General features: G+C 34.3%; 13 protein-coding genes and 1 tRNA gene. 5 read left to right on the top strand and 9 right to left on the bottom strand.

Annotated elements, in window-relative coordinates:
- Positions 1–23: 23 nt before the first annotated feature.
- Together recJ and ABD963_RS02110 are read left to right on the top strand one after the other, a co-directional pair.
- Entirely contained in the window at positions 24–1,718 is a 1,695-nt protein-coding gene (gene recJ, locus ABD963_RS02115) for a single-stranded-DNA-specific exonuclease RecJ (protein ID WP_345275282.1), read from the top strand.
- 3 nt (positions 1,719–1,721) lie between these two features.
- On the top strand, positions 1,722–2,987 hold the full coding sequence (locus ABD963_RS02110) for an MFS transporter (RefSeq protein ID WP_345275281.1): 1,266 nt from the start codon (positions 1,722–1,724) through the stop codon (positions 2,985–2,987).
- Here ABD963_RS02110 and ABD963_RS02105 read toward each other — a convergent pair.
- Complete coding sequence (locus tag ABD963_RS02105) at positions 2,984–3,742, bottom strand: UDP-2,3-diacylglucosamine diphosphatase (RefSeq protein ID WP_345275280.1); 759 nt, start codon at positions 3,740–3,742, stop codon at positions 2,984–2,986. The two genes, ABD963_RS02110 and ABD963_RS02105, sit on opposite strands and share 4 nt — an antisense overlap.
- A gap of 140 nt (positions 3,743–3,882) precedes the next feature.
- Positions 3,883–4,338 (bottom strand): 6-pyruvoyl trahydropterin synthase family protein, encoded by a 456-nt coding sequence (locus tag ABD963_RS02100; RefSeq protein ID WP_345275279.1) that lies wholly within the window; start codon positions 4,336–4,338, stop codon positions 3,883–3,885.
- A gap of 110 nt (positions 4,339–4,448) precedes the next feature.
- Between ABD963_RS02100 and ABD963_RS02095 the strand changes: the two genes are divergently transcribed.
- Entirely contained in the window at positions 4,449–5,078 is a 630-nt protein-coding gene (locus ABD963_RS02095) for a 2OG-Fe(II) oxygenase (RefSeq protein ID WP_345275278.1), read from the top strand.
- Positions 5,079–5,186: 108 nt separating this feature from the next.
- On the opposite strand, the gene ABD963_RS02090 is transcribed toward ABD963_RS02095, so the two are convergent.
- Positions 5,187–6,521, bottom strand: coding sequence for an MATE family efflux transporter (locus tag ABD963_RS02090; protein ID WP_345275277.1), 1,335 nt, complete (start codon positions 6,519–6,521; stop codon positions 5,187–5,189).
- On the bottom strand, positions 6,518–7,018 hold the full coding sequence (locus ABD963_RS02085) for a GNAT family N-acetyltransferase (protein WP_345275276.1): 501 nt from the start codon (positions 7,016–7,018) through the stop codon (positions 6,518–6,520). Before ABD963_RS02085 ends, ABD963_RS02090 begins: the two co-directional genes overlap by 4 nt.
- Before the next feature lie 57 nt (positions 7,019–7,075).
- On the opposite strand from ABD963_RS02085, the gene ABD963_RS02080 reads away from it, so the two are divergent.
- The gene (locus tag ABD963_RS02080; protein WP_345275275.1) at positions 7,076–7,870 is read left to right on the top strand and encodes a universal stress protein; all 795 of its coding nucleotides are present in this window, start codon (positions 7,076–7,078) and stop codon (positions 7,868–7,870) included.
- Between the two features lie 6 nt (positions 7,871–7,876).
- Positions 7,877–7,950: transfer RNA gene (locus ABD963_RS02075), tRNA-Ala, on the top strand.
- Between the two features lie 104 nt (positions 7,951–8,054).
- On the opposite strand, the gene ABD963_RS02070 is transcribed toward ABD963_RS02075, so the two are convergent.
- From ABD963_RS02070 to ABD963_RS02050, 5 genes are all read right to left on the bottom strand, one after another.
- A complete protein-coding gene (locus tag ABD963_RS02070; RefSeq protein WP_345275274.1) occupies positions 8,055–8,942 on the bottom strand; it encodes a T9SS type A sorting domain-containing protein in 888 nt (295 codons plus the stop codon).
- Between the two features lie 95 nt (positions 8,943–9,037).
- Positions 9,038–10,414, bottom strand: a complete 1,377-nt coding sequence (locus ABD963_RS02065; RefSeq protein WP_345275273.1) for an Ig-like domain-containing protein — start codon at positions 10,412–10,414, stop codon at positions 9,038–9,040.
- A 63-nt stretch (positions 10,415–10,477) separates the two neighbouring features.
- The gene (locus ABD963_RS02060; protein WP_345275272.1) at positions 10,478–12,253 is read right to left on the bottom strand and encodes an Ig-like domain-containing protein; all 1,776 of its coding nucleotides are present in this window, start codon (positions 12,251–12,253) and stop codon (positions 10,478–10,480) included.
- Between the two features lie 37 nt (positions 12,254–12,290).
- Positions 12,291–13,760, bottom strand: a complete 1,470-nt coding sequence (locus ABD963_RS02055) for an SLC13 family permease (RefSeq protein ID WP_345275271.1) — start codon at positions 13,758–13,760, stop codon at positions 12,291–12,293.
- The gene (locus ABD963_RS02050; RefSeq protein WP_345275270.1) at positions 13,757–14,539 is read right to left on the bottom strand and encodes a hypothetical protein; all 783 of its coding nucleotides are present in this window, start codon (positions 14,537–14,539) and stop codon (positions 13,757–13,759) included. Before ABD963_RS02050 ends, ABD963_RS02055 begins: the two co-directional genes overlap by 4 nt.
- Position 14,540 lies beyond the last annotated feature (1 nt).

Genomic DNA, 14,540 nt, shown 5'->3' with positions numbered 1-14,540 from the left:
CCTTTGCGTAATTAAAAAGGGATATGCGCTGGACATTAAAACCCAAACCTCAAACTAAAAAAGTTGAAACCTTGCAAAAGGCTTTAGACGTTGATGCTAATATTGCCTCATTGTTAGTACAAAGAGGTATTGAAACTTTTGAGGAAGCCAAAGCGTTTTTTAGACCCAGTTTAGATGATTTGCACGATCCATTCTTGATGAAAGATATGGATAGAGCTGTTGCTAGAATAGAAAAAGCTGTAGCTAATGAGGAGAATATTTTAGTATATGGAGATTATGATGTTGATGGTACAACATCTGTAGCACTAGTAGCGTCTTATTTAAAAACAAAAACAGAAAATATTGCGACTTATATTCCCGATAGGTATGATGAAGGATACGGTATTTCATATTTAAGTATTGATTATGCTTTAGACAATGAATTCACCCTCATAATCGCACTGGATTGCGGAATAAAAGCCATCGAAAAAGTGGCTCATGCAAAAAGTCTGGGTATCGATTTTATTATATGCGACCATCATAGACCTGGAGAACACTTACCAAAGGCAGAAGCTGTTTTAGACCCTAAAAGAGACGATTGTTATTATCCTTACAAAGAACTTTGCGGATGTGGGGTTGGTTTTAAATTAGTTCAAGCCCTGGCTTTAAGGGAAGGAAAAACCATTGATGACTTAACGGAATATCTGGATTTAGTAGCCACGGCCATTGGGGCAGATATTGTTCCTATTGATGGCGAAAACCGCGTGTTGGCATATTTTGGCCTTCAAGTTATAAACCATAAACCACGTCCGGGAATAGCTGCGCTGATTTCAGAAATTAACAAAAAGGAACTTTCCATAACCGATGTGGTTTTTATTATTGCACCAAGAATAAATGCGGCAGGGCGCATGAAGCATGGAGATTATGCCGTTTCGCTTTTAACTGAAACTAATTACAGTTTAGCACAAAAATATGCGGTTGAAATTGAAACGTTTAATACCGACAGGCGTGATGCAGATAAACAAATTACCGAACAAGCCCTTAAACAAATTGAAGAACAAAATGAACAGAATCGCCTCACTACTGTTGTTTACCATAAAGATTGGCATAAAGGCGTTATTGGTATTGTTGCTTCTAGATTAACAGAAACCTATTACAGACCAACCTTGGTTTTTACTAAAAGCGGCGATTTTTTGGCGGCATCGGCACGTTCGGTTAGGGATTTCGATATTTATAATGCTTTGGAAGCTTGTAGCGAAAACATTGAACAATTTGGAGGCCATAAATACGCTGCAGGTTTAACCCTGAAGGAAGAAAATTATGAAGCCTTCAAACGAGCTTTTGAAGAAGTAGTAACTAAAACTATTGACAGGAATTTACTAACACCAGAAATCAAAATTGATTGTAAAATTGATTTAGACGATATTACTCCTAAATTTTATAGAATCTTAAAACAATTTGCTCCTTATGGCCCCAGTAATATGACGCCTGTTTTTATGACCGAAAATTTAGTGGATACAGGCTACGGAAAATGTGTTGGAACTGATGAAACCCATTTACGATTAACCGTAACCCAACCCAACTCAAATGTGCGATTTGTAGGTATTGGGTTTAGTATGGGCGATAAATTTGATATTATTTCTGAAGGAAAATCTTTTAAAGCCGCTTACTCCCTTGATGAAAACGAATGGCAAGGAAATGTGAGTTTGCAGCTTAAATTAAGAGATATAAAAGCATAAATCATGGCTCAAAAAGATCCGTATGCAGCACTGAGAATTAAAGAATTTAATATCTTTTTATTGGTTCGTTTTGTCTTGGTATTTGGGTGGTCTATGCAATTCATAGTTATTGAGTGGCAAGTATATAGCTTAACCAAGGATCCATTATCCCTGGGCATAATTGGATTAATGGAAATTATACCAGCCTTCACCATGGCTTTGTTTGCAGGGCATATTGTAGACCAAAAAGAAAAACGAAACCTTTTGGCAACCTGTATTGCTGCGTTTTCCTTGATTAGTTTAGGACTGTTTTTATTAACGTGGGATGCCGTTGTTGGTGATTGGTCCACCCAAACCATTTTATATTCTATATATGCGCTTGTATTTTTTGGAGGGTTTTTGAGGTCATTCTTTGGGCCAACTATTTTTTCACTGGTAGCGCTTATTGTCCCCAAAAAAATATATCCCAATGCTGCCACTTGGAACAGTTCCACATGGCAAATGGCAAGTGTTTTAGGACCTGCATTTGGTGGTTTTTCAATTGGATTAATTGGGGTTCATTGGTCGCTTTGTATTGTATTTGGGTTAGTATTGTTGTCACTTTTCATTTTAGTACAGATTAAGAGAAAGCCTATTTTGAATCCAAAAATTGGCGAACCTGTTATTGAAAGTTTAAAGGAAGGTGTGCGTTTTGTATTTAAAACCAAAGCCATTTTGGGCGCTATGACCTTGGATATGATAGCTGTTTTATTTGGTGGCGCTATTGCACTTTTACCGGTTTTTGCTCAAGATATTTTAAAAGTAGGAAGTGAAGGTTTTGGGGTGTTAAGAGCAGCTCCAGCAGTGGGCGCTTTTATCACCATGTTGGTTACAGCATACATACCAATTAGTAAAAATGCGGGTATGAAATTATTGATTGCAGTGTTTGGTTTTGGGATATGCATTATTGTTTTCGGCTTATCCTCTGTGTTTTGGATTTCACTTCTGGCACTATTTTTCAGCGGAGTTACAGATGGCGTTTCCATGGTGATACGTCAAACCATTTTACAAATTAAAACCCCCGACCACATGCGCGGTCGCGTGTCATCGGTAAACTCTATGTTTGTTGGTTCTTCAAACGAGTTAGGTGCTTTTGAAAGTGGTTTGACCGCAAAACTTATGGGAACCGTTACCGCTGTGGTTTTTGGAGGCACTATGACGTTACTAACCGTTATCACAACAGGGTTGGTGTCGCCGTCTTTTAGAAAACTGGATTTAACTAAGGATTTGGAAGAACACGAGAAAGATTAAGGTTGATATTCCTTCAACTGAAAAGTATCACCATCAAAAACACCGTAGGTATAATAGGTTATCCAATCGCCCAAATTGATATATTTTGAGGTTTCGTTTAGGTCGATATTTAAGGGTAAATGTCGGTGTCCAAACACGAAATAATCGCGGTGTTTGTCTTTTAATTTTTCTTTGGAATACTGCACCAACCACTCGTTATCTTCCCCTAAAAAGGTAGCATCATCATCACCAGAAATCAATTTGTTTTTAACTGATAAATATTGAGCAATTCGCATACCGATATCAGGGTGTGCCCATTTAAAAACCCATTTAAAAAACGGATTAGTGAACACCTTTTTCATGCGTTTGTAGCCTTTATCGTAGGGTCCCAAACCATCGCCATGACCTATAAAAAAGGTTTTTTTGTTAAAGGTAAATTCTTTTGGTTTATGGTAAACGGGTATGTTTAGTTCTTCTTCAAAATAGCCATGCATCCACAAATCGTGGTTGCCTACAAAGTAATAGATAGGAATTCCAGAATCGCTAATTTCGGCAAGTTTTCCTAAGGTACGCGTAAAGCCTTTGGGAACTACTTTACTATACTCAAACCAGAAGTCGAATAAATCTCCCAAAAGGAAAATCGCAGCGGCGTCATGTTTTATAGTATCTAACCAAGCTACAAATTTTTTTTCGCGAGGTCGGGAAGCTTCCTGAGTAGGAGCTCCTAAGTGATTATCGGAAGCGAAATAAATGTTTTTGCCTTTTGGTATTTGCATGCTGTAAATATAGATAATTCCTGCGAACGCAGGAATCTCTTTTTTGCGTTAGGCATTAAAGTGGAAATCCTATTTTAATTTTTTTAAAATATTTCGACTGCAATCAATATGACAAATTGAAAAGGGTATCATGTAACGCCTTAAATATTATCATAAGCAAACCATTCGGCAAAGGAGCTTTCGGTTTCTTGCAATTTTAATGAGTGTAGTGTAATATGACTTGGTAGGTGTTTTTTAATTTTTTTTGCAAAATCTATCACCATCATTTCGCTAGTTGGTTGGTAATCTACCAGCAACACATTATGTCCGCGGTCTTCAAGTTCTTTGGCAAGTTCAACATGCGGGGTGTTTTTATTAAATACGGTAGCGTGGTCGAATACATTCACAATTTCTTCTTTCACTATTTTTTTTAAGTCGCCAAAATCGATAACCATTCCAAATTTAACGTGATTTTTGTCGGTAATAGGTTTGCCTATAACGGTTACCGAGAGTTTGTAACTATGCCCATGAACATTTCTACATTTTCCATCATAACCATAAAGGGCATGACCTGTTTCAAAAGAGAATTGTTTTGTAATGCGAATATGATAGCTCATGAAATAAAAATTTAGATTACAAAGATATTCATTTTGTTTAACGAAAACATTTTTAGATTACATTTGCGCACTTTTATCTACAATAGATAGATGGTTTATTATTTAAACTTATGGGTCATCTATTTGAGGCGATTGATTTTGTTGAAAATCCGCTATACGAAAAAATAATTTCGGATATAGCTAAACAACGCTTTAGTATTACAGACGATTTTTTTTCTTTAGAAGAAGTGGACTTATTGAGGCAATCACTTTTTGAAAGACATGCCGAAGACGGTTTTAAAAAGGCAGCTATTGGCAATAAATTGAATGAAACGATTGTGAAATCTATTAGGGGTGATTTGATTTTTTGGATGGATGAAACAAAGGCCAACACTGAAGAAAATCTGTTTTTTAACAAGATAAACAGTCTGGTAAGTTATCTTAACAAAACCTGTTTTTTAGGTATTTTACATAAGGAATTTCATTATGCTATTTACCCAAAAGGAACCTTTTACAAAAAACATATTGATACCTTTCAAAATGATGATAGGCGTAAATTATCGTTTGTTTGTTATTTAAATGAAGATGGCTGGTTGCCAGAAAATGGTGGGGAATTGGTGTTGTATTTGGAACATGAAGAAAAAATAATCTACCCTTTACCAGGTAGGGTAGTTATTTTTGAAAGCCAAATTATTGAACACGAGGTAAAACCTGTAAATTCTGAAAGGTTGAGTATAACAGGCTGGTTAAAAACCCGATAAATTAACGTTTTCTATTTCTATTGTAAAAGTAGATAATAATCAAAACGATAGCCAGAATAAGAAATAATCTATTTCCCATGATGTTTATTTTATAAATGTGTAATAAAGTTAATTCTTTTTAGCGAGTGGCATAAAAATTTGTCTAAATTTTATGATTAGGGGAAACCCTCTTGAAGCTATCCAAACCGTAAGCGCAATAAAAATGGCATAGAGTTTATAATCTAAATAATCTAGCCAAAACAAAACAGGTACAAATACCAGAAAGGTTGAAAACAATAAAACATTTCTAAGGTATTTCATTTTACCTAAGCCTTTAAAGATACCGTCAAAAATAAAAGCCAAAGCACAAAGAGGCTGAATGAGTAAAACAATATAAAAAACCGAATAAAAAGCTTGTAAAACTTCAGGGTCGTCTGTAAATATGGTTCCTATGGGGTAATATAAAACAGCACCCAAGCTAGCGGTTATAACCCCCAAGATAATACCGTATTTAATAAGCTTGTTACTAAGCAAAATTAAGGTGCTGTATTCTTTTCCTCCCAATAATTTTCCAGACAAAATATTGCCTGCACTGGCATAACCATCAATTATAAAAGCCCCCAGAAACCAAAGATTTATAGCAATAGTGTAAGCAGCGATGTATTTAGCCCCATAACTTGTAGCAAAAGCGCTGGCAAAGTACAGCGTAACGTTTAGCGCAAGGGTTCTAACAAAAAGGTTGAGAATCATTAATACGAAACGATTAATTTCCTTATTAAAAGGAAAGCTAATTTTTAATGGAATAACCGTTTTTTTCAATAAATAATAGGCCGATAGAAGCGCCATAAAAAATTGCGCTATAACACTCGCATAAGCCGCTCCTTTGATATTCATTGCAGGTAAAACGCCTTCAATTCCATAAACTAAAACAATATCTAAGACAATATTTAATAAAGAACCTAATATAGCAATAATCATAGGGTAATAGGTGTTTTGCAAACCTCTAAAAGCACCAAAAACGGCTATGGTGAAAAGGGTAAAAGGAAATCCAAAAACGCGAATTCTATAATAATCAATACAATAATTTAAAATTAAATCTGAGGCGTTATAAAGTTTAAAAATACTTTTCGCAAAAGGATATGTGCCTAAAATTATTAAAAGACTTAAAGATGTAATTATAAAAATAGCTTGAGCAGGTAGGTTTTTTATTTTATCCAATTCGTTGGCGCCAACATATTGAGATACTATGGATGAAATGGCACTTCGTGTTTGCCCTAAAATCCAAATGAGCATGGATAAAAATGTTGTAACTATACCAACGGCTGCCAACGATTCCGTAGCATTGAAGTTAATATTACCAACAATGGCAGCATCAGTTAACGATAAAATAGGCTCTGATATTCCAGAAATTAATGCGGGAATGGCCAATTTATTTATATGTTTCAGGCTGATATCTGTTTTCAAATCACAAGTTCATAACAGTAAAAGGGATATTCACTTTGTTTAGGAAAGAAAACCTCTCCCAAACGGATATAGCCTCTTAATTCGTAAAATTTTAGGTTTCTCGGGTTTTGTGAAAATGTATCGAGCCTAATGGAAACAACATTATTTTGTTTCGCATAATTTTCGGCATAGTCCATAAGTCTTTGGGCATAACCTTTTCCTTGTTGTTCTGGGTGAACGGCCAATCTATGTATATAAATGTTTTTTGTATTTGGGGTTAACCAATGGATGGGGATATATTCTTCATCCATAAAAGTTGAAATAGTGATACAACCAGAAATAGCATTATCAATTGTAATAACATATAATTCATCTCGCGACAAATCTTTTAAAAAGGCTTTTTTATTGGGGTAATATTCGTTCCATTGAAAAATATTTTTACTTACCATATAACGGGCACATGCTCTGGTTATCTCTAAAAGTTCATCAATATCTTTAGCTGTTGCTTTACGAATCATATAAATGTTTACTTTTGCTTCAAATTTATTGTAAATTTAGCTTTAAACTTTATAGTTATGAAGAATATTTTAGTTCCTGTTGGGTCTTCTAAAAATGCATCAAGCCATTTGCAATATGCAGTAGATTTCGCCAAATCCTTTGGTTCAAAACTTTTTGTGGTACAAGTTTACAATGTATATACAAAAGCTGGAACGATGATTAAGGTAAATCATATTATTGAGAGAGAAAGTTTGGCTTATTTAAACGATTTGATATCAAAATTAGATACGAAAGGCGTAGATATTACCGTAAAAGTTTTAAAAGGAAAACTTATTGATACTTTAGAGCTGGCCTGTAAAGCTGCCGATATTGATTTGATATTGATTGAACCTAGAACGAACTCCATAAGGGAAGAGGTTTTTTTAGGGAAAACGTCGGGCAAAATTATCAAGCAAACCCAATTACCCTCTCTTATTGTACCAGAAGGCTATAAGTTTAAACCTGTTACCAATATATTGTTTGCAGTAAAATCGGCAATTATCAAAAAGAACAATGCACTTGAACCTTTAATTTCTGTAAAAAGCCATTTTAAAGCTATAGTGAACTTATTGTTGGTGAAAACGCCGTTTTACAATAAAGGTGATTTTGAACTGAAAAAAGAAATAAAAGATATTGTAGATAAGGTTACCAAAACAGAAAATGCTACGACCTTTCAAGGGGTATTACAGCATTTACAATCCATAAATCCAGATATGCTTTGTGTAGTGAGACGAAAAAGAGGATTTTTTGCTCAAAAATGGGAAAATAATGTAATTTTGAAAAAAGATTTTTCAAGCAATATTCCTGTATTGGTTTTAAGAGGCTTGAAATAAGAAAATGGGGATGTAGCTCAGTTGGCTAGAGCGCTTGACTGGCAGTCAAGAGGTCGTCGGTTCGAGCCCGATCTTCTCCACAATTTATCAATAAATGTTTATTTAACACAAACATTATTAAGGGTTTAAACAAAAAAAGCATTTTAGGAAACTAAAATGCTTTTTTTATAATAATAATATTTCACTACTTAATTAGTATTTTATTTATTGAAGAACGATCTTCTATTGTAACCTTTAAAAGGTATAAACCAGAGCCTAAAGAGCGAACATCTAATACATCTGTATTTAATTTAGTGTTAATTACACTTCTTCCCATGACATCAAACAACTCTATGTTTTTGTCTCCAGATAAATTAGACTTAATGTTAACAAGACCGTTGTTTACAGGGTTTGGAAAAATAGATAATTCAGATTTTGAATAACTAGAATTAGATAATGTTTTCCATGAACCTAAAGTAATTACTGTTTCATACAAAGCGCCAACAAACATACTAGATTTAGCACAATTGCCATAATCATCTAAAAAATTTAAAGCAGATATGTTCCAATCACTAATAACGAATGTACCTGTTTCTGTAGTTCCAGCTTTTCTTTCAGCAAAGGCATCTCCATGTTCCCAAGGTTTCCCTGTTCCATCTTCTAAGTCAACACCAAATTGACTAATAACAGTGCCATCTGTCTTGGCAAGTTGATAAGCATCATTTCCATTAGTAGCAGTACTAACAATAACTGAATTTGATGACGTGATTCCTGCATTAGGAAAATCGGCTTGCATTAATGCTAAGTCCCTAATTATGTATACATAGGTATTGGTTTGAACTCCAAGGCCTGAGATATCAATTAAATTTGGAGCCGAATTGTCGCCACTTGGGTCAAATCCATTTCCATTTTGGCTATAACGTAATTGGATATCATCATTTGCAAAATCAATAGTTCCAGTTACAGCAATTTCAACCGTTTTAATAAAAGGAGAAGAACAAGGTGTTTCAATAACCTTTGTTATAGTGGCGTTTTGTCCAAATAGTAATGAGGACATGCCTGTTAAAATAAATAAAACGTAAAGTTTTTTCATAATTATAATTGTTTAGTTAATAGGTTATAAAAAATGATTTAGGGAGTATGTTCATTTAAAGTTACTAAAAATAAGAATAACTATTAATTTTTTAATTATTGATTATCAATTATATACTGCTTAAATTCAGAGGAATTAAACATGCTATTGGCATCATGACCCACATTATTAACAATAATTTTTTTATGATTGTTGGTCGTGGGATAGAATGTTTCCATATATAAAAACATGTTTTCGCCTCGTTTTAATCGGTTTTCGCCTAATAGCACTGCTTGACATTCCGAGGTGTTTAAAGAGCCTACAGTGGAGGTATCATTACTGCCCAACAAATAAGTGGTATTTCTGGTAACTTGTTGCTCTGTTATAACAGATTGCTCAATACCACTAAGATAAGGTACAGCAAATTGATATCCGTAAGGCCAAAAGTCATACCCAGAACATCCTATGGGGGTTACAAATTGTTGCGTGGTTTCATCATATCTCAATCCGTCAGGATAATAAAAATATTGATTATTGGCAATGCCATATTCAAAGTTAATTTCCGGAAATGAATTTTCGGATTTGTTAGCTAAAGCATAATGTTGAGCAAAAGCCGCACCAGATGAGTGACCAATTACAAAAACAGTATTTAAATTAGGGAAATTACCAGAAGCAAGGACTTTATCAATAACCGAATCAATAACTGTAAATGAGCTTATAGAAGCAGATGTATTGCCTGAATTGGCACCTTCTCTCCATCTAGTATCCCAATATAAATCACTACCAGTTGCAGCTGCATTGTCTTTAAAATAAGGCGATACAAGCAATGTCGTTTCTTCCTTATTTATGCTCTTCAAAGAGTTACCCATGTATGAGAAATACTCGTCAGCATTTCTTGTTAAACCATGTACAACAATAACTAATTGATTTATGGAATTATATGTAAATTGTGTATCATCAATAAAATCATAATTGCTATACATATCAAAATTAAATTCCGCACCAGACCCATTCACAAGCTTCATTTTTTGTATACAAGCACTGCTTCCGTTCAAACAAGGTGTTTTGCCTAAATTAGTCACAAATGATATCTCCAGCCCACCTTTAAAAAGTTCTCCGTTTGGGCCTAAATTGCCTGCTTGTATAGATAGGCTATACGAAGTATTAACATCCATTTGAGCAAGACTTATAGTCGCTTTTGTGGAAGCATTTGAATATGAAACCGTATATTCAAGATTAGAAGACCCATTTGTTATGGAAAGCAATCCTTCAAATTTAGAAGGGACAATTTCCGATGAAAAAGCCACATCTATAACAGAATTTAAAGGAATATTTAAAGATCCATCTTCAAGAGGGGTGCCATTTGCTGATATAGATAATATGGATAGTGACAACAAATCATTGTCATCATCATTACAGCTCACCAAGAATGTCAATGATAAAACCATTAAAAAGACACTGACTTTTTTAAAAATAGTTCTTGTTGTATTCATAAAGTATTTATTTTTTTTAAGGTAACTATAAAATGGAAACATGTAAAAGCGCATAATTCAAAATTAATCACACTGAGGATAAGCACAAGATGAACTTTGGGTGGAGGTGGATCCAGCGGCACAATCTACGCCGCCTGTTATCCAATTCCCATTTAGTTTATAGGCCCATGAACCTGCATATTCCCAACTTTGGCCAGTACCATCAACGTTTGCATCTCCATAAGTTTCAATCACATCATTACCCTCAAAAAGTTCTATAGCATCATCTCCATTTTGATTCATTGAACCAGATTCAATAATATGCTCAAACGTGTTAATACAAGCCCCAAAGTAGCTAGCAATTGTAGCTGTTTCTCTTGCCAGCAAAATATCTTCTCCTTCTGAAACAGATATAGCGGGGAATGTAAATTCTATACCGTCTGTTCCTCCGCCATTATTGGCAACACCAATGCTGTAAATGCTTAAGTCGGCAATATTTTTTTGGGCTTTTAAATGAACTGCCTTACCACCGTTAACACCGCTTCCATCCCATAGTATGGCCATAACACCTTGAAGTATTAAAGGTTGTGCGCAAATGGGGTATACACAACTTGAACTTTGTGTGGTTGTAGAGCCAATAGAACAATCAATACCCCCGTAGGTCCAAACTCCATCAAACTTATAGGCCCAAGAGCCTGTGTATTCCCATACTTCACCAGTTCCGTCAACATCAGCATCGCCATAGGTTTCAATTACTGTTGTTTCACTAAATAATTCAATCGCGTCATCTCCATTTTGGCTAATTGAAGTATTAGCTTGAAAGATATGTTCAAATTCGTTGGCGCAATCACCAAAATAGGTTGATAACAAGGCTGGTTCTCTGGCTACAAGGATATCATCGCCTGCAGAAACAGATTGCACTGGGAATGAATATTCCAATCCATCGGTACCTCCTCCATTATTAGCTACCCCAAGGCCGTAAACGCTCAAATCTGCTATATCTTGATTGGCAATTAAATGAATGGCCTTTCCATCATTAGTGCCAGAGCCATCCCATGTTAAGGCCATGACGCCCTTTAATGAAATAGCAGGTAATTGTTCTTTAAGAATGATTGTAAGATTTTGAGAACTATTATTAGCATTAACAACGTTAGTTAATGATAATATGATGGTTTCATCACCCTCATTTTCACTATCTAATATAGAAGTCAACAAGATTGATGTTGACGTGCTTCCTGCAGGGATGGATATATTTAAACTTCCTGAAATATTATAATCTTCCGTATCTGTTGCAGTACCACTTATTTCGATCGTAGCTGTCACATCATCTTGTGAGGCCTTATCTAAACTTATTGTTATGGTTGCTGTATCAGAGTTTTCTTCTAATTCTAATTTATCACTAGATAAACTTAGTACAGGAGGCACAAATGGTGCGGTTGTAAAACTCAATGACAAGGCTTCTTTAAATGATTCTCCAGCTAAGCCATAATCTCCAGCAGGCAATGTTAGAGTATATCTACTTTCGTAGGCCAATGGTGTATTTGGAGTTAAAGTTATTGTTGAGTTAGTATTTGAAAAAATTAGAGAATAATCAACATTTCCAGAGTCAGAATTGAGTTTTAATGATGAGGTAAATAATTCTGTATTTAAAGTATGAGAAAAAATAATTTCAATACTTGCATTTACATTTACATTTTCAATACCATTATCAAATTTAATATCATTAATAGTTTTTACCATAACTATTAATGTGTTATCAACAATAGAACCATCATCATCTTTATCACATCCTACTAAAAATATTGTAAGAAATACCATTGGGATAAGCATGTAAACAGAAATTTTTTTAATAATCTTCATGATATGTTTAGTTTTACGTTTTATTATAGGTTTCTTTTTATCTTATGAATTCTTTGAAATCGCTGGGATTAAAATCCCATATTATAGGTAGTAAAAAATACACCATTACCGTTAAAAATATTATTGACAAAATATTCATCCAGACCCCAGATTTTATCATATCGGGTATTCTTAGATAACCCGATCCAAATACTACCGCATTTGGAGGAGTTGCAACTGGCATCATAAATGCACATGAAGCAGCTATGGTACATGACACCATGAGAATATAGGGATTCGTATTTAATGAAATTGCTATAGGAGCCAAAATCGGCAACAGCATAGCCGTAGTTGCTAAATTTGATGTAAACTCAGTAAAGAAGTTAACCAAAGTAATGATTACAAGCACCAATAAAAGAAGCGATAAACCTTGAAGCATAGACATTTGAGAACCTAACCATGCGGCTAGTCCTGTAATTTGAAATCCTGCAGCTAGAGCCATACCTCCACCAAATAACAGAATAATTCCCCAAGGTAATTTTACAGCATCTTCCCACGTAATAAGACGTTTTTTGAAATCGCTAGCCGGAACAATAAATAATAATATCCCTGCAGCTATAGCTATTATAGTATCGTCTATAAAAGGAAAAAATTTCTGTAAAATAAACGATCTGGTAATCCAGCAAAACGCTGTTAAAATAAAAATTATAGAAACAATTTTTTCTTCTTGTTTCATTGGTCCGATAGCTAATAATAGCCTATTAATTTCGTTTTTTCCACCAGGGAATTCTTTTTGCTTAAACTTAAAAGCAAATTTTGTTAAATAAATCCATGCTACCAATAATAATGGAATAGCTATTGGTAATCCAAATTTTAACCATTGCAAAAATGTGATTTCAATACCATAAACCTCTTCGACATACCCAGCAAACACTAAATTTGGAGGTGTGCCTATAAGTGTTGCCATACCACCTATTGAGGCGCTATAAGCAATACTTAGCATAAGTGCTTTACCAAAAATTAAATTCTCGTTTTCTTCGGTGTTTGGATTATCTTGAAGTTGAGTCACTATGGACATTCCTATTGGTAACATCATTACAGCTGTTGCTGTATTAGATATCCACATAGATAAAAACGCTGTGGCTACCATAAACCCTAAAATAATTTTAGAGACGTTAGTGCCTATTATTTTAATAATATTTAAAGCGATACGTTTATGTAAATTCCACTTTTCAATTGCAATAGCCAGCATAAAACCACCCATGTAAAGAAATATGTATTTATGTCCAAATGAAGCTGTAGTGGTTTCTAAATCAATAGCTCCAGTCATTGGAAATAATATTATGGGTAGAAGTGCTGTTACAGATATTGGAACAGATTCAGTAACCCACCATAAGGCCATCCATAAGGTTATTGAAAGTAAGTCATATGCTTTGTCTGGCATACCAACTGGTGGATCAAAACACTGTAATAAAACAAACAGTAAAGGTCCAGAGATTAAAAAAATACTTTTTTGTATCGACTTCATTCCTTTTCTGTTTTGATAGATTCAATATTAGACTCTTCAACGAGTTGTTTAAAGAACAACGAATTTTCTTCTAACACAAAAGATAGGTATAGCTTTTCTCCATCTTTATCAAAAGTTGTTACTCTATGAGGTATGTCGGCAATGGATTTTCCTGTAAGTGTCTTATAAAAAATTAAAGCTATTAAATAACTTCCATCATATGACGGATGTTTATCATCAAAATAAAAATTTAAATCAGGTCTAAGCTCTCTAGCCCTCATCCAAATAGGACCAACGGGAATTACTTTAGCATTTAATTTATTTGCTAAGTCTAAGTAACCTTTTGTGATTGTAGGTTGCATTAAAGGATTAGATTTATATGCCCAAGTAAGATAGAATAGAGGTTCAGCACCAATAGAACGAACTAAATCAGAAAACTTTTTTGCATATTCATCAAAACGTTCAGGTGCCTCAATAGTACTTAAACTGTGGTCACCAAGAATTACATAATCCCATTTTTTTTCTTTTAAAAGTTTTCTAGTAAGTGTTCCTTTTTCTTCATTCCAATGCTGTTTTAAATTACTTCCTCCTACTGTAGATTGATGGATATCTAAAGAAACTCCTTGAAACTCACCCATAGCTTTTACCAATTGAGGCATATTCCAGAAAAAGGTAAAACTATTACCTACAAATAATACTTTAAGAGGTTTTTCTTCCTGTGAAAACAAACCTGTAGGAAACAGTATTATTATTACTAAAACTAAAAGGAAATGGATTCTTATATGTTTAAGTTCTCTCATT

Origin of the sequence: Litoribaculum gwangyangense (assembly GCF_039543505.1) — a bacterium.
Lineage (GTDB): Bacteria > Bacteroidota > Bacteroidia > Flavobacteriales > Flavobacteriaceae > Litoribaculum > Litoribaculum gwangyangense.
Note: the sequence above shows the minus strand (reverse complement) of the source record. Positions and strands in the feature narration are given on the sequence as shown.